The sequence below is a fragment of the Paraburkholderia sp. RL18-101-BIB-B genome (genome assembly GCF_046026985.1).
In the GTDB taxonomy this organism is placed as follows: Bacteria; Pseudomonadota; Gammaproteobacteria; order Burkholderiales; family Burkholderiaceae; genus Paraburkholderia.
On sequence record NZ_JARESV010000001.1, the window covers coordinates 534575 to 555838 of the forward strand.

A 21264-nucleotide genomic window follows, 5' to 3' on the forward strand; every position below is an offset into this window, starting at 1 on the left:
GAGCGCCTTGGTCATTGAAAAAGATGCCGGGTGCTATTTATCCAATGGTATTGACGAGGGAGCCGAGGTGATCGATCTCAAGCTTCATGACATCGCCCTTCTTGAGGAACCTGGGGGGCTTGAACCCGATGCCGACGCCGGCGGGGGTGCCGGTGGCGATGACGTCGCCGGGCAGCAAAGTCATGCCGGCCGAAAGGGTTTCGATGATAGTTGGGATATCGAAGATGAGGTCTTTGGTGTTGGCGTTCTGGCGCAGTTCGTCGTTGATCCAGCAACGCACGTTCAGGTTGGCGCTATCGATACCGTGGGCGGAAACCAGGTACGGGCCCATCGGACAGAACGTGTCCAATGACTTGCCGATGAACCACTGACGATGCTTTTGCTGGAGGTCGCGCGCTGTGAAGTCGTTGACGATGGTGTAGCCCCACACGTGCTGAAGGGCATCGGCCTTGGAAATGCCTCTGCCGGGCTTGCCGATGACGACAGCGAGTTCGACCTCGTAGTCGAGTTGGGACGTGAGGTGCTCGAAGGCTTTGACGGTGGCGCGATGCGCGACCACGGTAGAAGCGGGCTTGGTGAACACGACGGGCGCGGGCGGAGCGAGCTCGCCTTGCTGGGCGGATGTGTCAAACCCGGATTGGCTGAACTCCCTTGCATGTTCGTGATAGTTCTTGCCGACGCAGAAGATGTTACGGCGCACCTCGAGCGGGGCGAGCAGTTCGTGGGTACCGACGGCTTGCCAGCGATCAGTGCGTTGCACGGCGGCGGCGAACTGCTGGTCCGGCAGCGGAACCTGGGCAATGAGATCGATCATGTCGCCGTCAAAGCCGGGCAGAAGGTGACGAACCTCGACGAAGCGTTGCAGGTCGTCGGCGATGACGACCGGGGCGGGACGCCGGTCGATAACCAGGGAAGCAAAGCGCATCAAATCTCCTATTGGTTACATTTGGTTTTAATATATCCCAAAAGAAACCACGTTACAAGCGCTACCGGCCTCGTTTAGCTGACTCACTCTGCATTTTTAGGGAAAAAAACGGCATAAATCAATAATTCTATGAACCAATTGCAACCAATATATCGAGCCTCACACCAGATTGCTGTCGGTGACGGTGGCTGGTTTCGTCGCGTGCAATGAGCGGCGTTGGGCCGCGCGTTTTTTCATGCCGCGCACCCAAAAATACAGTTGCACCAGTATGAGCAGAGCACTGCACGCGATAAAAAAAGCGCTGATCGGGCGGTCGATGAAGACAGCCAAGTCTCCGCGCGACAACAGCATCGCGCGCCGGAAATACTCTTCGACCATAGGTCCGAGCACATAACCGAGCAGGATCGGCGCGACCTGAAAATCAAGCGCGGCGAAGATGGCGCCGACTACTCCGAACACCAGTACTTCGCCAACCTCGAACAGACTGTTGTTGGTGCTGTACACGCCCACCGCAATGAAAAACAGTGCCGACGGATACAGATAGCGATAAGGCACCCGCAGCAGCTTCACCCAGACGCCGATCAGCGGTACGTTCAGAATCACCAGCAGGACATTGCCGATCCAGAAGCTGGCGATGAGCCCCCAGAACAGGTCGGCGTGCTCGGTGATCAGTTGCGGACCTGGCTGGATACCCTGGATCAACAGCGCGCCGAGGATCAGCGCCATCACGGCGTCGCCCGGAATGCCCAGACTCATGGTTGGAATGAAGTCCACCTGGGTCTTGGAATGCGATGCGGCCTCCGGCGCAGCGACGCCCTCGAGAGCGCCGCGGCCGAACCGTTCAGGTGACCTGGAGAGCTTTTTCTCGGCCGCGTAAGCGAGGAACGTGGTGATGGTAGGGCCGGTGCCCGGCATCGCGCCGAACAACGTACCGATGAACGTGCCGCGCACCATCGGCAAGAACGCTTGCCTGAGTTCGGCCATGCTGGGTCGCATGTCGCGCAAACGTACCTTCGTGCCGCTACCCACCGACTCCATGCGATTGACGTTGCGCAAGAATTCCGCCACCCCGAACAGGCCGAGCGCCAGCGCCACCAGCTCGACCTTGTCGGAAAGCTGTGGCAGACCGAAGGTCAGGCGCATCACGCCGCTGTTCACGTCGGTACCGGCAATGCCGATCAACAGTCCCACCGCCGTCATCGCCACTCCCTTGAGCGCCGAGCCCCGGGACATGGTGCCGCCGGCCAGCAAGCCCAGCAGCATGATCGAAAACAGTTCGGCCGGCCCGAACTTGAAAGCCACGCTGACCAGTAGCGGCGAGGCGAAAACCATCACAACGATGCCGAACGACGCCGCGAAAAACGAAGCCAGCATGGCGATGCCCAGTGCCGTGCCGCCTTTGTTCTGTCTGGTCATGGGATAACCGTCCAGGCAGGTCACGGCGTGCGGCGGATGACATGGCAGATTGAGCAGGATTGCACCGATCGCGCCGCCGTATTGAGAACCGTAGAAGATGCCCGCCAGCATCAGGATTGCGGGGATCGGATGCATCGTATAGGTCAGCGGCAGCAACATGGAAATGGCCGACAACGCGCCCATGCCCGGCAGCACACCGATCAGGTTGCCGATCAACACGCCGACGAACGACCACATCAGATTGTGGGGCTGAAGCGCCACGCCGAAACCCTGCATCAAGTCCAACAGAGATTGCCCCATCATGATTCAACCCCAGGACAGCAATGGAAACTGCAGTTTCAAAGCCCACCAGAACACGACGGTGCAGATCGCACACATCGCGGCGGCGAGAATTAGCGCGCTCACCCAGGTGTTGTCCCGGTCGCCGAGTGCCGAGATGAACACGATCGCGAAGGTGGCGGGTAACAGGCCGCCGTATCGGCCCAGCACGACGAAGGCGGCGATGCCCATCACGATGCAGCACCAGGCGCGCCATTCGGGCCGAAGCGCTGGTTGCGCAGTGGCATGGGGGTCCGGGGCTTTGGCAGAAAATGCGATCGCGAGGCCGCACAAGACGAGAACGGTCCCCACTGCTACAGGGAAGAATCCCGAGCCCATGTGACTCAGGCTGCCCACGTTATAGCCAAGTCCGGCATAGATCGAGCCGAGACCGAGAACGAGCATCAGGGCGCCCGCATAGAGATCTTTGTTATAGCGATGCAGAAAGCCGAATGCATGCGCCGTCTTGGTACTCACGTGACTTGTCTCCTGTAATTTGCCCTCGCGCCGGTTCTTGCCGAAGTGTGGGTACTGATAAAACGCTGTCTTTTTCGGCGTAGCGATTCACCCTCATTTTTTTAGGGTTGCCGCGAGGTGGTTTGTCCGCTTGCCCATGTAACGGGTTAAAGCGAGGGTATTGACGGGGGACTCAGGCATCCGGTGTCGGGCATGACATCGGATACATCGAGGGATGACGGGACCTGAGGTGAGGCAGCAGGCGGCGAAACTCGACGACGCTGGGGGCGGCGACAAAAACAAAGACGTGACGGTGGTCGATGAGCAGGGAAGCAACGCGCACGAGATTTCCTATTGGTTCAATTTGGTTTACAATCAACCCAAGTGGAGCCATGCTAGCAATCGATTGTTTTCTCGTCAATCCAGGCAATGCCCATGACCTGCTGCCATGATCACACTGGCGCTGTTTGCTGACAAGTCTCCGTCTATCTGGGTTGCATTCCATTGGGAACGGCGCTGCTGAGGCGGAGAACACCGGACTACGTGACGGCGCGCGCGAGTGAAACCAATTTGTACCAACCTCGCGGCCATTGCCTTATGATTCGTGGAACCCGTCACAGCTTTTTTACCCAATGCCCGACCATCCCGTTTCAGACCCGGTTTACACACTCAAGGAAGCCCTGCTGTCCAACCTCCGCGATGGCCGTTGGCATCCGGGCGAACGCTTGCCCACCGAGCGGCAGATGAGCGAGACCTACGCGGTCGGCCGCTCGACGGTGCGACGCGCACTGGCGCAGATGAAAGAAATGGGCCTCATCACCCAGACCGTGGGCAGCGGCACTTACGTGGCCCAGGATGTTGAGCAAAAAATACCCAAGGCAGCGGAACCCCAAGCTGTAGTGAGTCCCGCCGAGCTGATGGACGCGCGGCTGATTTTCGAGCCGGGCCTGATCGACCTGGTGGTGCGCAATGGCACGCCGGCCGATTTTGCAGCGATGGAAGCATGTTGCGTAAGCGCGGAGCAGTCGAAGACGCTCGAGGAATTTGAACGTTGGGACGCCGAGTTTCATCACAAGATCGCGGAAGCCGCACACAACAATTTCATGGTCAGCGTGTTCAATCTGATTCTCAAAGTCCGCGAACATGGCGAATGGGGCTTGTTGAAAAAGCGCAGCCTTACGCCTGAGCGACGACTCGCTTATCAGCGCGAGCACCGGCAATTGCTGGCAGCGCTCAAAGAACGCGATGCGGCTAGTGCACGCGATTTCATGGTCACGCACCTGGTGAACGTGCGGCGCAATCTTTTCGACTTTTGACACGTGCTGAACAGCCTCGATCCGGCGAGCTTCTAGCCACCGGCGAGCTCAAGTTCCGCGCGACTTTAAAAGGAAGTGAGAGCATGGATATCGAAAGTTTCAAGGCTGACTTGACCAATACCGGCTACCAGGAAGTGCTGGAAAAAACCTACGCACCGAACCAGTTCATTGAAACGCACAAGCATCCGTTCAGGGCGCGCGCGGTGATCACCGCCGGAGAAATGACCATTTCGTGGGGTGGCACGGTTTCGCGCGAATACCGCGTCGGCGATATCTTCGAAATCGAAGCCGGCGATGAGCATTCGGAGCAATACGGTCCCACCGGCGCAACCTACCTGGTGGGCCGCAAGTTCCCCGCCTGATTTCGGAACCGGATTGCCCGTGGTCAAAGCAATGGCTGAGATGCGGTGGTCACCCGACGCTGTTGAGAAAGGGCAACGCGCATTTCTTCGCGCTGCGGAAGCTGGCTGACGCTGAATCAACACGTCGGCACATCGATCCCGGCCTAGGGCGATGTGCCGACGTTCCAGCGCGTGTCCAAGCTGAACAGACGTTGCGTCCGTTAGAAGCGCGTACGCAAGCCTACCGTCGCCGCCACCTGATTGCCTGTAGACGCCTGCGCGAGGCCATTGATAAACGCACCCTCGAACGCAGAGCCAGCAGCACCGTATGCGTGTTGGTAGACACCCTCGACATAAACGTCAGTGCGTTTGCTGAACGAGTAGTCTGCCATCAGCGTGACTTGATGCCACTTCGGGTCCGCCGAACCGGTGGTTCCGGCAAAGGCGCCTTGAGTAAACGTGTAGGCACCTGCGAACGAAATCGAAGGTGTCAGCGTATAGTGCACGTTGGCTTCGTAGTTGTCGAAATGCAGCGTGTCGAACGACTGCCCGATCACGGAGTTCGCACCCGGCTGAGTATTGTCGAGCAGGGTATGTGTCCACAGTAAGCCGATAGTCGCCGGACCGATCGTGTAGTTGCCGCCAACCCCCATCACTCGCTGGCGCGCGGCGGGGAAATTGACGAAGTCGTTGTTCGACACTGCCCCGGTACCCGAAAGCGAACCGTTATTCAGCTGAAGGTAAGCCGCCGCAAGATTAATCGGGCCATTGTTGTACGTCACACCGAAGCTATAGGCGCGATTGTCCGAAAAGCCGCCGGCCGCATTACTGAAGCCGTACAGCGCCTCTGCCTGCAGCCCCCGATACGTCGGGCTCGCATACTTGACCGAGTTGTTAATGTAGAACGAGTCGTCTACGTTGTCGTTGTCGAACGGATGTGCGGCCAGGTTGTTTCCGTCGCCGTTGTTCGCCAATGCGATGGGGCCCAGATCATCGACTACGGAATCGTACTGCCGGCCGAATGTCAGCGTTCCATATTGGTCGCTTTGCAGACCGACGAAAGCCTGACGGCCGAACATCGTACCCGAGTACGTGGTCTTGCCGTTTTGTATATTAAAGCCGTTCTCGAGACGGAAGATCGCGTGCAGACCGCCACCGAGATCTTCACTTCCCCGCAGACCCCATACTTCGTTCGACAGCATGCTGCTTTGTTCCTGCCAAGCGCTGCCGCCACCCTGGTTATTCGTATAGACGATACCCGTGTCGATCAATCCATAAAGGGTGACGCTGCTTTGCGCATGAGCCGCCGCCGCAAAGACGGACAATGCTGCTGCGCCGATAATCTTCTTCTTCACTTGTCTTACACTCCAGGCAATGCCCAAGAAGGAATCATGATGTGTGCATGATCCCGGCTCAATAAAAAAACGGATAACGCGCCGTTCACGCAACAGGGGTTTAACGAAAGCCCCCGGCACCATTAGGTAGGCTGTCCGGTGAATGTGATCCACTTTCCAACCGCGCACCCGCAGCTTGACGATTCTATGGGGATTGCCATTGCGATTCACCGAAAGAGTTCGCTCCTTCTTGCAAAGATTCTATAAACGAGGATCGAATGGAATCGATACACGAGTCGCTCGGCCGCTCAATCTCGTGTGTCAGCGACGATCGCGTGTTGCAACATGCGTACGATCGTCGACTAGTGCGGCTGCGCGTGATTCGACTCCATCCTTATCGATCAGGCCATACGTTAACGGCGTCCCCCGCCACCTCCGTGAAAACCGCCGCCTCCATGGAAGTCGCCCCCTCCATGAAAGCCACCGTGAAAGCCGCCGTGGAAGCCACCGTGGAAGCCGCCATGCGGTCCGAAGTGGCCATGATGGAAGTGATGAAAACGATTAATGAAGAGGAACGACGCGCCGAAGCCGAACGCCACCGGCGGCCCATAAAACCACGGATCGTAATAGGGATAGTATGCATACAGGGGCGGCGGATAAACGTCGCCCATCTCAGCGTCCGTGCCCTGCTGCTGGATCTGCCAGGTGCCGTCGGGCTGCTTGCATGCAAGGCCTGATATGTTCTGCGTGGCGCCATCGATATCCGCTGTGCCGTTGACCATGCGGCACGTGGGCGACACGGACGATGTAGTCGTCGTCTCGTCCAGCGGAGCAGCCGGGGCAAGTTGCGACGCCACCGGCGTCGTACACGCGACACAGCTGCAAAGCACCATTCCGACTCCAATGAATTTGCGCATAAATCCGTCCTGCTCGACGGTCCGGCGCCACGACGCGGACCGCCGCGTCGACACCGTGAAGACCCCATCGGTTCGCCTCGCAGAGCGCATTGCCGGAGCATGTGGATTCGCATGTGAAGATGTACACGACGATGCGGACCTGCTGCATGTAGAACGCGTCGCCGGCTGACGCTATTCCGCTTGCTGGCCCCAGTTGCGGCATGGGTGTGTTACGTCGTGTTTCCTGCCGGATCATGCAACATCGACTCCCGTGCCGCTGCGCGAGCCTGACGCGTCAGCCGTCACGACGGAAAGACCGTCAGACAGCGTATTCATGGTGACGCGTACTGTCTGCAAAAACTCGACGGCTAGCCGGCATCAGGCACTGATCCGTTCGCGACATCGGCAAAAAAGGTGACGCTGCTAGAACGACGTCCCGATCTGGAACTGGAACTTCTGGTATTGATCGCCGGTGTGTTTGACGACTGGGAAGCCGAGGCTGAGCTTCAGCGGTCCGATCGGCGAGATCCATGCAAGGCCAACGCCGTAGCCGTAGCGCAAGCCGTTGGCGCCGATGCTGTTGCCTTCGGAACCCCATACGTTGCCGCCGTCAAGGAACGTGAACACGCGCAGCGTCCGGTCGTATCCAGTGCCCGGCAACGGGAACGTCACTTCGACGTTGCCGACGATCATCTTCGAACCGCCGATAGGGTCGCCCGTCGTCGCGTCGCGCGGACCCAATGAACTCGTTTCATAACCCCGCACCGAACCGATACCGCCCGCGTAATAGTTCTTGAAGATCGGATACGGGTTGCCGATGCCATTGCCGTAGCCACCCTGGAAGTTCAGTCCGAGGACAAAGCCGCGTGAGAACGAGTAGTAGTACTGCGCCTGCACGTCCGTCTTGTAGTACTGCGTGCCGCCGATCGGTGTGCCGTACTCGGCATTCGCCTGCGCGTAATAGCCGCGGCTCGGCACGAGCGCGCTGTCACGGGCGTCTCGCGACCAGCCGATCGTGACGGGCACGTTGTTCGACACACGGCCGAAGTCTTTCACGTAGTCGATATAGCTCTGCGGCGTGGTGGAGTCGACGTCGAGCCGGTTTTGTTCGACACCCAAACCGAAATACACCATGTCGGCTTCCGAGAATGGAACACCGAACTTCAGATCGGCACCTAGCGTGATAATCCGAAAACTCGAATCGGTCGTGCTCGAGAATGTGAGCGGCTCGCTGGTGCGGTAATAGACGTCAGTGATGCGCTTGATGCCGTCGACCGTGAAGTACGGGTCAACCTGGCTGACGGTCAGCGTACGGAACGTCGACGACGTGTTGACGTTGAGCGCAAGGCTCGTCCCTGAGCCGAACACGTTGTCCTGCGAAACACCCGCTGAAATGATCGGCCCTTCGCCCGAGCCATAACCCAGGCCCAACGTGATCGCGCCGGTCGGCTTCTCGGTCACCTTGACGTCCACGTCGACCTGGTCCGGCGTTCCCTCCACCGGCACCGTGGTTACGTCGACATCCGTGAAGTAGCCGAGACGGTTGATCCGGTCTTTCGACAAGGCGAGACGGTTCGAATCGAACCACGAGCTTTCGAGCTGCCGCATTTCGCGGCGCACTACTTCGTCACGGGTACGCGTGTTGCCGACCACGTTGATGCGACGCACGTACACACGGCGGCTCGGGTCTACTTGCAGCGTCAGGTCGACCGTATGGTGTTCCTGATCGATCTGCGGCTGCGCGTTGACGCTGGCGAATGCATAACCGTATTCGCCGAGCTTGTTGACGACCGCCTTGGTGGCGGCTTGCAGCTTTTCAGCCGAGAAGCGCTCGCCCGGTTTGATCTTGACAAGCTTGCTCAGTTCCGCCTCGCGGTCGAGCAGATTTCCCGCAAGCTTGATGCTTTTGATCGTGTACGGTTCGCCTTCGTGCAGCGTGACCGTCAAATACATGTTCTTTTTATCGGGCGTGAGCGACACCTGGGTCGACTCAATGTTGAACTCCAGATAGCCGCGATTCAGGTAATACGAGCGAACGTTTTCGAGGTCGCCGGTGAGCTTGTCTTTCGAGTACAGATCGTTCTTCGTATACCACGAGAACCAGTTCGGCGTGGACAGCTGCATTTCGTCGTGCAGCGTGCTTTCGCTGAACACCTTGTTGCCAATGAAGTTGATCTCGCGGATCTTCGCGCTCGGACCTTCGACAACCGAGAACAGTATTCCCACACGGTTGCGGTCGATCGGCGTGACCGTCGTCGTGACTTCAGCCGCGTAATAGCCACGGGTCAGGTACTGGCGCTTCAGTTCCTGTTCGGATTTGTCGACGAGTGCCTTGTCGTAATAGCTACCCAATGACAGCCCGACGGAATTCAGCGCCTTGATCAGATTGTCCTTATCGAACTCGTGAATACCCGCAAAATCGATCGTGCCGATCGCGGGACGCTCGACCAACTGCACGATCACGGCATCACCTTCGGTGGTGATCTTTACGTCGTTGAAGAAGCCCGTCGCGTACAGCGCGCGGATTGCTTCCGAAGCCTTGTCGTCGCTAAAGGTGTCGCCTTGCTTGATCGGCAGATACGAGAATACAGTACCGGGTTCGATGCGTTGCAGTCCTTCGAGCCGGATATCGCGAACCACAAACGAGTCTGCTGCGTTCGCGGATATGGCCGTCACACCCAGGCCAACGAGGGCCAATACCTTGGTACAGCGGGACAATAGAATCTTTGCATTCATACAGGACACGAGAGTAAAAAGTCGGCTCGCACCGCAACCTCCTTTTGACGAATAGATAACCCGCTATGTGCGGATGAGAGAGGACTCGTGCCTTACTGCAGCCTGAAGCCGGAGACGTCTGGCCTCGCGAACCCGGTGGCTAGCGCAAGGACTTCCGTCAAGTGCGCTGCCTGGGAGCGATGCAACTGAAAGGACAATTCCGCTCCTCCAGGCAAGCGGAACGTAAAGATCAGATAAGGTGCACCGCCCGCATCCTTGCCTAGTGCCCATGCTTCGCAAGGCATCGCGAACTTCACGTTTTTCTTCTTGTGGCGGATACGCTCCGACGAGCCGATGGCATTTGAAAGCGCCGCAAGCAGCTCGTGCATGACTGAACAGTGCAAGTCGATGCGATCAGACCCGTTACATTTCAGCGTCAGATATTGACCGTCTTCCGTCAGTTCGAAATCACGGACCGAATTGATCGCGAACGCGAGCGGTGATGACATGGAGGCACTCCTTTGAGACAGATGTCGAGCGTAGTACGATTTCACTCGTATGACGTTACATACGGATTACTAACTATTTCTTCCAGACCAGTAAACTTCGAAAGCTGTTTCCATCTGAGACCTCACTTCGCGATGAGCGCTCGAAATGCGGGGTTTGAACCCTCTTCCCGTCACGTGATACTTATTTGCGTGGGACGTACCTGTCTGCTTATGGTCAGGTCTCGTTCAGCAAGTTGCAGGGAGAACGGAAAAGGGCGGCTGCCGCCCTGGCACCGCGATTTCTACCGGAACTGGGAACTGCGCCGGCGGCAGCGCGCTGCGGCGCCGCCAGAGGCGCCTCGCTCGCGTGCTCGTGGACGCCCGCACCTGATGGGGATATTTGGATTTAACGGCCAGACACTGCAACTTATTCCATCTTCTCGTGCAAGCGTCATTGCGGCGAATGCATCGAGGCAGTGGCGCGCCAGGCTATGAGGACGCTCGGCGCTACAAAATATGACGGTGGTTTCTGAATTGCGTCGCTGCGTTCGCGGCGCTGATTGCTCGAGAGAATCGATTTTGGAGAAATCGTCCCGTGCGGATGGACGCGCGGCACATTCGCCCCGCGTAACCCCAGCGACGATTTCCGGTAGTTGCGTCTACGTGCCCTACGTGCGGCGGAATACCGACGCTATGATCCGCAGGGACACATGCTCAGTTCAGGCGCTTCAACTCACCGTCGTCCGCATACCAGTCGACAGTCCTGCCGCTCGTATTGACCGTTACCGCGCGTGGCTCGGTGAACTGGTCGAACGATTCGATACCCGTCTCGCGCCCGACGCCGCTGTTCTTGAAACCGCCCCACGGTGAAGCCGGGTCGAGCCGGTGGTGATCGTTGACCCACACCATGCCGAATTCGAGCTTGCTCGCGACGCGGTGCGCACGCGCGACATCCTGTGTCCAAACTGATGCGGCGAGTCCGAACTGTGTGTCGTTCGCGATGCGGATCGCGTCCGCTTCGTCGTCGAACGGCATGACTACGGTCACAGGGCCGAACACTTCGTCCTGACCGATTTCCGATTTCGGATCGACGTCGTACAGTACGGTCGGCTCGATGAAGAAGCCCTCCTCCAAGCCGGCTGGCACACCACCGCCGGTCAGCACTTTGGCGCCCGCGGCCTTCGCGCGTTCGAGCATCGCGAGAATACGCTGGCGCGAGCGAGCGGAGATGACTGGACCTAGCTGCGTCTTCACATCGGCCGGATCGCCGACGCGAATCCCCGCCACCTTCGTATTGAAACGTTCGAGAAACTGCGCATAAATCGACTTCTGCACGAGAATGCGCGCGCCGCATACGCAGGTCTGCCCTGCACCGATGAACGCGGCAAATGCCGCGCCATTCACCGCGCGTTCCATGTCGAAGTCGTCGAACAGCATCACCGCGCCCTTGCCGCCGAGTTCGAGTGTCGTCAACGCGAAGTTGCGGGCAGCGGCTTCGCCGATGGAACGCCCTACATCTGTGCCGCCCGTGAACACGATCTTGCGGACCAGCGGATGTTTCGCCAACGCAGCGCCCGCCTCACGTCCTTCGCCGTTGACGACATTGATGACGCCCTTCGGCACGCCTGCTTCATTCAGCAGACGCACGAGCCGCACCGTGGTGAGCGGCGTCTGTTCCGATGCCTTGATCACGACGCTGTTGCCCGTAGCGAGCGCCGGCGCGAGACTTTTCGACAGGATCATCAACGGATGATTGAATGACGTCATCAGCGCGACGACACCGAGCGGCACGCGCTGCGTGTAGCACAGGTAAGGACCCTCTACTGGAATCACGTCGCTGCGCCGGGTCAGCGCGAGCGCTGCGAAATAGCGGTAAAACTGCGGCAAACGTGAAATCTGTGCTCGCGTTTCCGAGATCGGTCGACCGTTGTTCAGCGTTTCGAGCTTGTAGAACTCTTCGAGGTCCGCTTCGAAAAGATCGGCGAAGCGGTTCAGCACTCGAGCGCGCTGCTGGATCGACAGGTCACGCCATGCCCCGCCTTCGAACGCGCGATGACCCGCGCGCACCGCGCGGTCCACATCCTGTTCGGATGCCGCCGCCAGCGCGCCGATCACTTCGCCCGTCGCCGGGTCGACGATGTCGAGCGTGTGGCCGTGCTCGGCGTCCGTCCATTCACCGTCGATGAAAAGCTGTGCGTCCAGATATTGTGAGTTGACTGTATCCATAGAGGGATTCTCCGTGATTACTTGAGCGGCGAAGCGTGGGGGTCGGTACGCATCGCTTCGCTACCAGGGGTGTCGGTTGGTTGAAGGTCTTCGAGACGCCGGCCGGTTGGCTCGACGCCAAGCCACGCGACTACCACGATCTGGATCGCGAGCAGCCCGACCATCAGCGCCAGCACACCAACAATGCCGTGCTGCGCGAACAATGCGACGACGATAAACGGTGTAACGATCGTCGCACCGCGCCCGAGCGTGTTACAGATACCTGACGCGCGCAGACGCACTTCCGTCGGAAAGAGCTCCGGCACATAGATGGCGAACAGCAGCGCGACCAGCACGTAGATTGGAATCGTCAGCAGGAGGCCGACGACGGGCAACAGCAGCGGATGACTGACGAACGGATAGATCACGCCGAACACGATTGCGACGAGCGACGCACCGATGATGGTCGGCTTGCGGCCCCACGCGTCCGCTGTGAGCGCACCGATGGCCGAGCCGATCGGCGCGCCAAGCGACATCACGAGCGCAAAGCTGAACGACCTCGCGATGCTGAAGCCCTGACGCACGAAGAACGTCGGCAGCCATGTCACGAAGCCGTACAGCAGCGTGTTGACGACAACGAGCGTCACGCAGCCGACGATCATCCGTTGCAGCATGGTGCCGCTGAACAGTGAGCCGAATGAAAGCGCCACGGCCGGCGCTGCCGATGGCTTGGCGATGACGGCGGGCGGCAATGGCTCGCCTGCACGCGTCGCGACAACTTCGGCTTCGATGCGTTTCAGGATCGCGTCAGCTTCCTCGTGCCGGCCAACCGAATCGAGCCAGCGCGGCGATTCCGGCAGCGACTTGCGCATGTACCACACACCCAGCGCGCCGAAGCCACCTAGCACAAACATCGCCCGCCATCCGAACGCCGGAATCAGCAGCAAGCCAATCAAGCCCGCGACAGGCAGCCCTGACACGACGAAGACGGCCATCAGCCCTTGCAGCTTGCCGCGCTTTTGCGGCGGCACGAATTCGGCCAGCGTCGAGTAGCCGACCACGTTTTCCGCGCCGAGCCCGAGACCCATCACGAAGCGGCACGCGATCAGCACACTCATGCTCGGCGCAAGCGCCGCACCGAGCGAGGCGAGCCCGAACACCGCGAGATTGGCCTGATAGGTGAAGCGGCGGCCGAAGCGGTCGCCGAGAAAACCGGTGCCGAGCGAACCCAGCATCATGCCGAGAAAGGTCATCGACACGAATAGCGCGTTCTGCCCGAGTGTCGAGAAGCCGGTCTTCAGCGTCGCACCGAGCACGGTCGACGCGACGTAGATGTCGAAGCCATCGAAGAACATGCCGATGCCGATCAGCCACATGATGCGCCGATGGAATGCTGACATCGGCAAACGATCCAGCCTCGGCCCTGCGTTGACATTCATGTCTGCCTCCTGTCGACCCGAGTTGGCGTGTCGACCGGCGTTGCGCTTTCGCGCTTACTCCGGTTTCCATGCCTTACTCGGGTTTCATGCAAGATGCTTGCTGCCGGCGAGCCCTGGATCGCGAGCCGTACCGCGATGACTTCGCGCGCGCCGACGTGTGACTACTAGGCTGCCCTCAGCGGTCCTGCATCAGACGCAGGCTGGTGACGGTCAGCATGTCGGTCGCGCCGCGGAAGTTCTGTTCGATCGGACTTTCCTCGGCTGCCTGAAAGAACATCTTGCATTGACGCGCGCCGGCGTCGTCGAGTGCAAGAATGCGTTCGGCCAACGCGTCGGCGTCGGCGCGCAATGCATCGGGTTCGCAGACACGCGTGATCAAGCCGGCCTCCAAAGCGATGGCGGGCGTCAACGGATCGCCGAACAGCACCATCGGAAACAGCGCTTTCGGCAATGCGTAGCGGCCCACATAGGCCATGATCGCGGCCGGCGGCAGCCCTTTGCGCATCTCGGGAAACGCCAGCGAAGCGCGCGACGAAACCAGCGTGAAATCGCACAGGATCGCAAGACCGAAGCCGAAGCCGAGCGCGTCGCCCTGTACCTGCGCAATCGAGATCATCGACGTGGCACGCACGAGGCGCTTCAACTCGATCAGCCGCGAGACTTCCGCGCGGATCGATACGGCGTCGCGGCCTGCGCGCTCGCGCCCCGTGCAGAAGCAGTCACCATTCGCGCTTATGCGCAGCACGCGGGCGCTCGGAGTGGCGGCTTCGCTGCGCAACGCGGCCGTCATCGCGTCGAACATCGGACCGGATATCTCGTTACCCGCGTCCGGACGATTCAGCGTGAAGCTCAATACGTCGCCGGCGCGCTCGATCAAAACGGGCTGCAATAGTGGACCGCGATCCATGGCATCTCCTGTTGTATAATCTGTATACAGCGTATTCACTGAATGACGAGGTGTCAATGCCTTCCAACAAAACCGCGGTCAAGACGACCGCTGCGGCCGCCGTTTCAAAGCATGCAAAAAGCGCGCATTCGCTCGACAAAATTGCGAGCAAATACCACTCGCGGATGCGCACGGTCGATGCGTCGAGCGATTCGTTGAGCGAAGGCGTAGTCGTGCCGGCGTTGCGCGAGGCGATTGTCGAGGGCGTGCTGGCACCGGGCAGCCGCCTCTCCGAAGTGCAGGTCGCGAAACAGTTGAACGTGAGCCGCACGCCAATGCGTGAGGCATTCGCGCAGCTCGAACGTGAGGGATTGGTGACGGTGCTGCCGCGCGTTGGCGCGTATGTGCGCGCGGTCACGCTGCGCGATGTCGAGGAGATTTACACCGTGCGCGCAGCGCTCGAATGTCTCGCGGTGCAACTCGCGTCGGAGCGCATCACCGCGCTTGGCACCGCGCAACTTGACGACGTGATCGAAGCGATGCGAATGAGCGTCGATGCCGACGATCCCGCCGGTTATGTCGATGCGCTAGACCGCTTCTACGCGATTGTCATGACGATCGCCGACAACCGCACCTTGCAGGAAAGCCACGCTGGACTGATTGGTCCGGTGCGCCGATTGCGGCGCATCGCCATGGCGCGCGGCGGCCGTATGCAGGCGTCTTTCAGTCAGACAGTCAGAATTCGCGACGCGATCGTGAATCAACTGCCGAACGTGCAGGACCTGATGCGCGAACAGCTTGACGGCGCTTGTCGCGCAGCCCTGGATGTGTTGAACGACGCTGGTGACTCTTCGGACAAGAATTGATCTGACCGCGCCTTTTGGCCAGTGGGGAATCTGTGTGGGCTTGCGCGCAAGCCCACACAACCATCAATGCGACTCAAACGGCGTGCGAGCAGAGGCCATCTAAAAGCTGTCGTGGTTACCGTAGGCGTTCTTTGTCGCCTGACTCAAGCGATTCCTTCAACGCCATCAACCCGTCCTCGTAGATGCCGTGAAAAAGCTGGGCGACCTCTTCATCACTGACGCCAACCGGCGAAAAACTTCCGGACCATGTCACCAGTGATGAAGCGCTACCCGCGACTTCCTTCACGCTGATAGTGGCCAGGTAGTCGCTTGCCGGAAACGGTGCTTCCACAATCGAATAGCTGTACGAGCGCGCCTTCTCGTCGAACGCTTCGAGGCGTTCAATGATCACCTGCCCGTCAGCGGTCTTCAGGTGCCGAACCCGCCCGCCTTCACTCAACTCGCTGCCAGGGATGAACGGCAGCCAGTCAGGCAGGGAGTTGAAGCCGCCAATCAGTTGCCAAACGCGGGCGGCGGTTGCCGGTACTTCGAGCGATGCCGACGTATGTGCCATGTCAAGCTCCTGTACGTGTGGATGGCAACGGAGCGTCGGCGGCGACGAGCTGCTGCTCGCGCATCTCCTGCCAGAAAGCGGCAGGGATTTTCTCCGACAAGGCAGCAAAGTCCTCGGCGATGCGCTCAGGCTTGCTGGCGCCAGGAATGACCGCGGCGACGGCAGGATTGGCCAGCGAAAACTGCAGTGCCGCAGCCTTGATGCTCACTTGATGGCGTTGCGCGAGGGTCCTGATGCGCTCGACCTTCGCGAGAATTTCCGGCGATGCCTTCTGGTATTCGAAGTGCGTGCCGCCGGCGAGCACCCCAGAGCTGTACGGGCCGCCGACGACAATATCCACATTCTTTTGAGCGGCTGCCGGCATCAGGCGCTGCAGCGCGCGTTCATGGTCAAGCAGCGTGTACCGGCCGGCGAGCAGGAAGCCGTCGGGCTGCGCTTCAGTGAGGTCGAGCGTCAGTTCACACGGCTCCACGCGGTTCACACCCAGCCCCCACGCCTTGATGACACCTTCTTCGCGCAGACGGCTCAGTACGCGGAACGCACCCTTGCGTGCGGTTTCAAACTGCGCGAGCCATTCGTCGCCGTAAAAATCCTGGGCAATATCGTGTATCCAGACAATGTCGAGACGGTCGGTGTTCAGGCGCTTGAGGCTATCTTCTATCGAACGGAGCGTAGCGTCCGCCGTATAGTCGTTGACGAGTTTGTTCGGACGGCCGAACTCGAAAAGCCCTCCTTTCTCGCCGAGGTCGCGCGCAGCGGGCTCTTCGATTTCATCGAGAACAAGCCGCCCCACCTTCGTGCTCAGCACATAGTCGTCACGATTGTGCTTCTGCAGAGCTGCGCCCAGACGGATTTCGGCGAGCCCCGCGCCATAAAACGGCGCCGTGTCGAAGTAGCGCACGCCCTGTTCCCATGCCGCGTCGACGGTCGCCTGTGCTTGCGCCTCGGGGATGTTGCGATACATGTTGCCTAACGGAGCTGTGCCGAAGCCCAGCACGCCTTGCAGCTTCTCTCTGATGCTCATCTCGGACCTCTTGTTCATGAAAGTGAAGCCAGTTTAGGTTGCGGCGGCGAGTCCGTCCAAGACATAATTGGACAATCTTGCGTCCTATGAGGTCTTAAGTGCTGGATATCCGTCAACTTCAATATTTCGTCGCGGTCGCCGAGGAGGAACACGTCGGCCGAGCGGCCGAGCGGCTGCACATCTCGCAGTCGCCGCTTAGCCGTCAAATCGCTCAGTTGGAGGAACGCCTTGGCCTGACGCTCTTCGAGCGTAGCCAGCAGCGCATTCGGCTCACATCCGACGGCCGCACGTTTCTTCAGGAGACACGTGCGCTGCTGACGCATGCGAACCGCCTGGAGTCGCTTGCGCGTCGATTGGGCCGCGGTGATGAGGGAGGGCTGTGCATCGGCTATCTGGAAAACGCGATGCATTCGGGTGTGTTGTCCGACGCCCTTCGCACCTTGCGAAAAGACCGGCCTGCAGTGCATATCGCGCTCTACAACCTGCCGTCATCCGAGCAGTTGGAGGGGCTGCGCCAACGCAGTCTCGATGTCGCGCTGGTCTGCGAGCCGCCGCTCAAGGACGACCCGGAACTCGACTGCGCGCAACTCCTGAGCGACCCGATGCTGCTTGCGGTACCCGATTCGCATCCGCTGGCCACAACGCCGAAGCTCACTCCTGCCGCACTTGGGAAGCTCGACTGGATTGCCGTGCTGCATAAGGAGAACGTGCTCAACCACGACACCTTTGTCGCGGCCTGCGCGCGCGCCGGATTTACGCCGGCTATCTCGATGGAGGCAACGGAGCCTTTGACGGCATTAGGGCTGGTGGCGGCCGGTCTCGGGGCCGCGATGATTCAACGGAGCCTTCGTCATCAGGCCCCCGCGGGCGTCGTGTTACGAGAAGTGCCCTGGTTCACCTATCGCACTCCGTTATGGGCGGCATGGCACAGGATAAATTTGCGCCCGCTCGTCGAGATTTTCAGAATGACTCTGGTCACGAACGTGAGAGCGCTGAGTGAACAGGATTCCGGGCGATAGCGCTTCCTGTCTCTGCAACGTTGACACGGGAGCGCGGCCAGACAGCTACAAGCAATCCACAACCGCCTTTCACGCACGCTACGCGGTCGCGGCGAACCCCGGCAAGAGGCGCCCCGCGACAATCCGCATTCATCTGTCGAAACGTTTTCTGCCCGATAGCAGAACCGGCGTGCGGCAGGGTGGATACGCAAAAGAGTCACGTCGCAGAATCGCGCGACGAAACTGATTGACTTCCCGGCATTCCCCCGTACAATGGGTTTTGTTGCAGCGCAGCAATTTGCCTTGACACTTTCGGCGCGCGGTTTTGTTTTCACTCAGAGCCCCTCGCACTCTTGCCGCCTTACCCTTACGGAGCAGTGATGAGCACTCTTATTCCCCAACAATTGGTTGCCGCCCAGCAGTCCAGCCTGGAAACCCTTTTTGGCCTGACGAACAAGGCATTTGAAGGCTTCGAAAAGCTGGTCGCGTTGAATTTGCAAGTTGGCAAAGCGACGCTCGCCGAAAATCAGGAAATCGTCGCCAAAGCCCTCTCGGCCGGCAATCCGGGTGCGCTGTTCGCACTGCAAGCAAGCCTCTCGCAGCCGGTGGCGGAAAAGGTGGTCGCATACGGCCGCCAGGTTCATGAAATCGTGTCCGGCGTTCAGAGCGAAATCTCCGCCGCCGCGACAGCGCATGGCCAACAGGTCCAACGAGACGCACAAGGTTTCGTCGAGAGCCTCCAGAAGAACGCGCCGGCAGGAAGCGAATCCGCCGTTGCCGCGTGGAACTCGGTTCTCTCGGCAGCGAACGCGACCTATGAATCGGCCAACAAGGCAGCCAAGCAGTTCGTGTCGACGGTGTCTGCCGTTCAGTAAGACTGCTCGTCTCTCTGAGACTTTTTGCGTCTACAAATGCGAACTTCGGTTCGCATTTCTTCTTCTGGAACCGGATGTATTGAGAAGCGTCGAACCAAGACGTCGCGCCGAGACAAAGCACTTCAAGCAAGGACGAAATGAACCGACACACTGCAATGGACGACCGATTTGATCGACGAGAACTGCTGCTTCACCTGGGCGACATTCTCGCCGCTTTGAACTGTTTGTCCGGCACGAATGAACCGGACGCGTCGGTGGCGCATCTTGTGCAGAAACATGCTTCATTGCGGGACTTCGCGTTCCTTACGGCCTTGGCGCCGAAAATGACGGTGGCCGAATTCAGCACACGCGCCGCCCGCTCGTTTTTCCCGTGGCCAACGGAATTGCTCGAGGCAGAACTGAACCGTGACGCATTGGCGTCAACCGTTCAGCAGAACCTTTTTGACGGCAACCCCGACGGCTGGAACGCGTATATCGGCTACGTCCAGAAGAAAGTAAAGTGGTTCGGCACCGGACTTTCGAATAGTAATAAAGATGCTCTGGCTGAACCGTCGCACGATGCCGCCAATGCGGTGGGTTCGGTCGAGGCTCCGGTTATGGCCGTGCCGGCCGCGGAAGCAGAGGTGCCCAACGAGAAGAGAGGTTGGCCCTGGCCCGAACCGAGATCGACGTCGTGACGCGGCCAGTTCGTGGCCAATACTTTCAGATCAAGATTCCCGAGCATACAAACTCGGGTTGCAAAGTCCATTCGGCTCGCTCCTGAAGCCTGCCGACGCTTCGTCCATCCAAAGAAAGATCTCGCCTACCAGGACACGCCCGTTCCTTGAAGGATGAAGGGGACCCGGCCAGCCCGACCAAGGCCGCCGGTCCCTTTCCCGACGCGAGCAAACAGTACCGTCAGGTGGTGACTCGCGCGCCGTCAGTTAGTTTTTAGCTGCCCCCGAAAAAGACGTTGCATTGGGGGTCCACCCTGCACGGCCTGGCATGTTTCGCACCGCTTTGGACTCTGGTATCAGGCGTGCCGCCATAGGCCTCCATCCCCGCACCGGGCGAAGAATCAGTCTGAGTCGCGACGTTCTGCTGTGGTGCAGGTTGTGCCGCATCGGGTGTGTTTTGCGCATGCGCAAAACCGACCATGGCAAGCAACCCGAAAGCAGAAGCAACCATCAATCGTAATTTCATGTTGGCTCCTTAATCCAGTTTAAGTTTTCCATCCATTGATTCGTTATTCGCGTGTCCCGCGGTTTAAATCCATACAGGATGTGCGGATGCGAAGCTATCTTCGAATCCGCGGGCCAATCGCCCGATGCAAAAGTTTCGGGTAATCGGGAAAAGGATACGAAGCGCAGTGCGCCGAGCGAAGGTCTGTGGGCGCAAGAAGGCGTGCGAACAGGCAACGTCAATGGATTTCATGGACCCATCGACACCTAATAGTCGCCCCTGCAAATAAGTTATAGGGCGCAGAAAGTCGAAACGAAAGCGAATGTTTAAACCGATGCCCGCGCACAACGCGGAAACGGCTTTTCGTGGCGGATTAAGAAAGGAGACCGCTTCGTTGGAGAGCGGCAAGCGCTTCAGCGGCAATCCCTGCTTGCAGTCGTTAGGATGCCAGACGCACGCGACATGTCAGCACTGCGGTTGCGCAGAATAAGACCGATGCCCGTCATCAAGGGTCGCGAAAGTTTTGCCACTCTGCCTGCAACAGTGTTTTCAGAAATCGCACATCGACGCCAGATTTCCTCGACGGGATACTTGCCACATCCGAATTGTCTGGTAGCGGGGCGCGTCGGCGAGGCAAGACGACACGAGACCGATGCGAGGCTGGAACATCGAAGGGGAAACCGACATGGATGAGCAAAAACGCCAAAGCATGATTGCATACCTGCGTCGCAAGATGACGAAGGTTGGTATCAAGGTGGGTGACCTCGCGGCGGCAATTGCCGAAGACAGGGCGCGGCAAAAGTCGGCACGATACCGTAGCGCTTTCGGCGACACCTGGGATGGCAAAGGCGAGATGCCGCAGTGGTTGAAGCAAGCCACGAGTGCTGGGCAGTCATTGGCGCACTTTGCCGTTGAAAAAACGTCGACTTCGGCTAGCCGTTTACGTCCTGCCATCGACTGGAGTCGGGACCCGTTCGCCGGCACGAGGCTGGCCACAGTTCGGCCGTCGTAAGCTGATATCTAGTTGCTGTACCACGCGCGCTGTTCGATCA

The 21264-nt window shown here is 59.4% G+C and carries 20 protein-coding genes; 7 read left to right on the forward strand and 13 right to left on the reverse strand.

Annotated elements, in window-relative coordinates; genetic code table 11:
• Window positions 1–37: 37 nt before the first annotated feature.
• From P0D73_RS02425 to P0D73_RS02435, 3 genes are all read right to left on the reverse strand, one after another.
• Window positions 38–925, reverse strand: coding sequence for a fumarylacetoacetate hydrolase family protein (locus P0D73_RS02425; RefSeq protein WP_408290357.1), 888 nt, complete (start codon window positions 923–925; stop codon window positions 38–40).
• Window positions 926–1084: 159 nt separating this feature from the next.
• Complete coding sequence (locus P0D73_RS02430) at window positions 1085–2644, reverse strand: tripartite tricarboxylate transporter permease (protein ID WP_132378408.1); 1560 nt, start codon at window positions 2642–2644, stop codon at window positions 1085–1087.
• A 3-nt stretch (window positions 2645–2647) separates the two neighbouring features.
• The gene (locus P0D73_RS02435) at window positions 2648–3064 is read right to left on the reverse strand and encodes a tripartite tricarboxylate transporter TctB family protein (protein WP_408175384.1); all 417 of its coding nucleotides are present in this window, start codon (window positions 3062–3064) and stop codon (window positions 2648–2650) included.
• A 641-nt stretch (window positions 3065–3705) separates the two neighbouring features.
• On the opposite strand from P0D73_RS02435, the gene P0D73_RS02440 reads away from it, so the two are divergent.
• Window positions 3706–4431 (forward strand): FadR/GntR family transcriptional regulator, encoded by a 726-nt coding sequence (locus P0D73_RS02440; RefSeq protein ID WP_243658321.1) that lies wholly within the window; start codon window positions 3706–3708, stop codon window positions 4429–4431.
• Between the two features lie 83 nt (window positions 4432–4514).
• Window positions 4515–4793 carry a cupin domain-containing protein gene (locus P0D73_RS02445; RefSeq protein ID WP_408175340.1) on the forward strand — a complete coding sequence of 93 codons (279 nt, stop codon included), beginning with the start codon at window positions 4515–4517 and terminating at the stop codon, window positions 4791–4793.
• Window positions 4794–4993: 200 nt separating this feature from the next.
• Here the strand turns inward: P0D73_RS02445 and P0D73_RS02450 are convergent, their stop codons facing one another.
• The 7 genes from P0D73_RS02450 to P0D73_RS02480 all read right to left on the reverse strand — a co-directional run bounded on the left by P0D73_RS02450 (window position 4994) and on the right by P0D73_RS02480 (window position 14756).
• A complete protein-coding gene (locus P0D73_RS02450; RefSeq protein ID WP_408175385.1) occupies window positions 4994–6127 on the reverse strand; it encodes a porin in 1134 nt (377 codons plus the stop codon).
• A 392-nt stretch (window positions 6128–6519) separates the two neighbouring features.
• Complete coding sequence (locus tag P0D73_RS02455; RefSeq protein WP_408290354.1) at window positions 6520–7023, reverse strand: hypothetical protein; 504 nt, start codon at window positions 7021–7023, stop codon at window positions 6520–6522.
• A gap of 402 nt (window positions 7024–7425) precedes the next feature.
• Window positions 7426–9738, reverse strand: a complete 2313-nt coding sequence (gene bamA, locus P0D73_RS02460; protein WP_408290352.1) for an outer membrane protein assembly factor BamA — start codon at window positions 9736–9738, stop codon at window positions 7426–7428.
• A gap of 92 nt (window positions 9739–9830) precedes the next feature.
• Window positions 9831–10226 (reverse strand): hypothetical protein, encoded by a 396-nt coding sequence (locus tag P0D73_RS02465; RefSeq protein WP_132378416.1) that lies wholly within the window; start codon window positions 10224–10226, stop codon window positions 9831–9833.
• A gap of 693 nt (window positions 10227–10919) precedes the next feature.
• On the reverse strand, window positions 10920–12431 hold the full coding sequence (locus P0D73_RS02470) for an aldehyde dehydrogenase (protein ID WP_408429465.1): 1512 nt from the start codon (window positions 12429–12431) through the stop codon (window positions 10920–10922).
• 17 nt (window positions 12432–12448) lie between these two features.
• Entirely contained in the window at window positions 12449–13849 is a 1401-nt protein-coding gene (locus tag P0D73_RS02475; RefSeq protein ID WP_408429468.1) for an MFS transporter, read from the reverse strand.
• Between the two features lie 175 nt (window positions 13850–14024).
• Entirely contained in the window at window positions 14025–14756 is a 732-nt protein-coding gene (locus P0D73_RS02480; protein WP_408429471.1) for an enoyl-CoA hydratase/isomerase family protein, read from the reverse strand.
• Between the two features lie 56 nt (window positions 14757–14812).
• On the opposite strand from P0D73_RS02480, the gene P0D73_RS02485 reads away from it, so the two are divergent.
• Window positions 14813–15601: a GntR family transcriptional regulator gene (locus P0D73_RS02485; protein WP_408175348.1), complete on the forward strand. Its 789-nt coding sequence runs from the start codon at window positions 14813–14815 to the stop codon at window positions 15599–15601.
• A gap of 115 nt (window positions 15602–15716) precedes the next feature.
• On the opposite strand, the gene P0D73_RS02490 is transcribed toward P0D73_RS02485, so the two are convergent.
• On the reverse strand, window positions 15717–16154 hold the full coding sequence (locus P0D73_RS02490) for an SRPBCC family protein (RefSeq protein WP_408290343.1): 438 nt from the start codon (window positions 16152–16154) through the stop codon (window positions 15717–15719).
• A 1-nt stretch (window position 16155) separates the two neighbouring features.
• Window positions 16156–17178, reverse strand: coding sequence for an aldo/keto reductase (locus P0D73_RS02495; RefSeq protein ID WP_408429475.1), 1023 nt, complete (start codon window positions 17176–17178; stop codon window positions 16156–16158).
• A gap of 98 nt (window positions 17179–17276) precedes the next feature.
• Here P0D73_RS02495 and P0D73_RS02500 point away from each other — a divergent pair, with 98 nt between their 5' ends.
• From P0D73_RS02500 to P0D73_RS02510, 3 genes are all read left to right on the forward strand, one after another.
• Entirely contained in the window at window positions 17277–18197 is a 921-nt protein-coding gene (locus P0D73_RS02500) for a LysR family transcriptional regulator (protein WP_408290339.1), read from the forward strand.
• A 359-nt stretch (window positions 18198–18556) separates the two neighbouring features.
• On the forward strand, window positions 18557–19051 hold the full coding sequence (locus P0D73_RS02505) for a phasin family protein (RefSeq protein ID WP_132379438.1): 495 nt from the start codon (window positions 18557–18559) through the stop codon (window positions 19049–19051).
• Between the two features lie 155 nt (window positions 19052–19206).
• Entirely contained in the window at window positions 19207–19728 is a 522-nt protein-coding gene (locus P0D73_RS02510; RefSeq protein ID WP_408290337.1) for a hypothetical protein, read from the forward strand.
• Between the two features lie 253 nt (window positions 19729–19981).
• Here P0D73_RS02510 and P0D73_RS02515 read toward each other — a convergent pair whose 3' ends face one another.
• On the reverse strand, window positions 19982–20233 hold the full coding sequence (locus P0D73_RS02515) for a hypothetical protein (protein ID WP_132378434.1): 252 nt from the start codon (window positions 20231–20233) through the stop codon (window positions 19982–19984).
• 664 nt (window positions 20234–20897) lie between these two features.
• Between P0D73_RS02515 and P0D73_RS02520 the strand changes: the two genes are divergently transcribed.
• Window positions 20898–21224, forward strand: a complete 327-nt coding sequence (locus P0D73_RS02520; RefSeq protein ID WP_132378436.1) for an H-NS family nucleoid-associated regulatory protein — start codon at window positions 20898–20900, stop codon at window positions 21222–21224.
• Window positions 21225–21264 lie beyond the last annotated feature (40 nt).

Excerpts from the sequence above, each read along its gene's own strand:
- P0D73_RS02435 (WP_408175384.1), bottom strand. The coding sequence starts at position 3,064 with ATGCTCGTTCTCGGTCTCGGCTCGATCTATGCCGGACTTGGCTATAAC.
- P0D73_RS02445 (WP_408175340.1), top strand. The coding sequence starts at position 4,515 with ATGGATATCGAAAGTTTCAAGGCTGACTTGACCAATACCGGCTACCAG.
- P0D73_RS02505 (WP_132379438.1), top strand. The coding sequence starts at position 18,557 with ATGAGCACTCTTATTCCCCAACAATTGGTTGCCGCCCAGCAGTCCAGC.
- P0D73_RS02425 (WP_408290357.1), bottom strand. The coding sequence starts at position 925 with ATGCGCTTTGCTTCCCTGGTTATCGACCGGCGTCCCGCCCCGGTCGTC.
- P0D73_RS02510 (WP_408290337.1), top strand. The coding sequence starts at position 19,207 with ATGGACGACCGATTTGATCGACGAGAACTGCTGCTTCACCTGGGCGAC.
- bamA (WP_408290352.1), bottom strand. The coding sequence starts at position 9,738 with ATGAATGCAAAGATTCTATTGTCCCGCTGTACCAAGGTATTGGCCCTC.
- P0D73_RS02430 (WP_132378408.1), bottom strand. The coding sequence starts at position 2,644 with ATGATGGGGCAATCTCTGTTGGACTTGATGCAGGGTTTCGGCGTGGCG.
- P0D73_RS02490 (WP_408290343.1), bottom strand. The coding sequence starts at position 16,154 with ATGGCACATACGTCGGCATCGCTCGAAGTACCGGCAACCGCCGCCCGC.
- P0D73_RS02485 (WP_408175348.1), top strand. The coding sequence starts at position 14,813 with ATGCCTTCCAACAAAACCGCGGTCAAGACGACCGCTGCGGCCGCCGTT.
- P0D73_RS02515 (WP_132378434.1), bottom strand. The coding sequence starts at position 20,233 with ATGAAATTACGATTGATGGTTGCTTCTGCTTTCGGGTTGCTTGCCATG.
- P0D73_RS02520 (WP_132378436.1), top strand. The coding sequence starts at position 20,898 with ATGGATGAGCAAAAACGCCAAAGCATGATTGCATACCTGCGTCGCAAG.
- P0D73_RS02495 (WP_408429475.1), bottom strand. The coding sequence starts at position 17,178 with ATGAGCATCAGAGAGAAGCTGCAAGGCGTGCTGGGCTTCGGCACAGCT.
- P0D73_RS02480 (WP_408429471.1), bottom strand. The coding sequence starts at position 14,756 with ATGGATCGCGGTCCACTATTGCAGCCCGTTTTGATCGAGCGCGCCGGC.
- P0D73_RS02475 (WP_408429468.1), bottom strand. The coding sequence starts at position 13,849 with ATGAATGTCAACGCAGGGCCGAGGCTGGATCGTTTGCCGATGTCAGCA.
- P0D73_RS02465 (WP_132378416.1), bottom strand. The coding sequence starts at position 10,226 with ATGTCATCACCGCTCGCGTTCGCGATCAATTCGGTCCGTGATTTCGAA.
- P0D73_RS02470 (WP_408429465.1), bottom strand. The coding sequence starts at position 12,431 with ATGGATACAGTCAACTCACAATATCTGGACGCACAGCTTTTCATCGAC.
- P0D73_RS02455 (WP_408290354.1), bottom strand. The coding sequence starts at position 7,023 with ATGCGCAAATTCATTGGAGTCGGAATGGTGCTTTGCAGCTGTGTCGCG.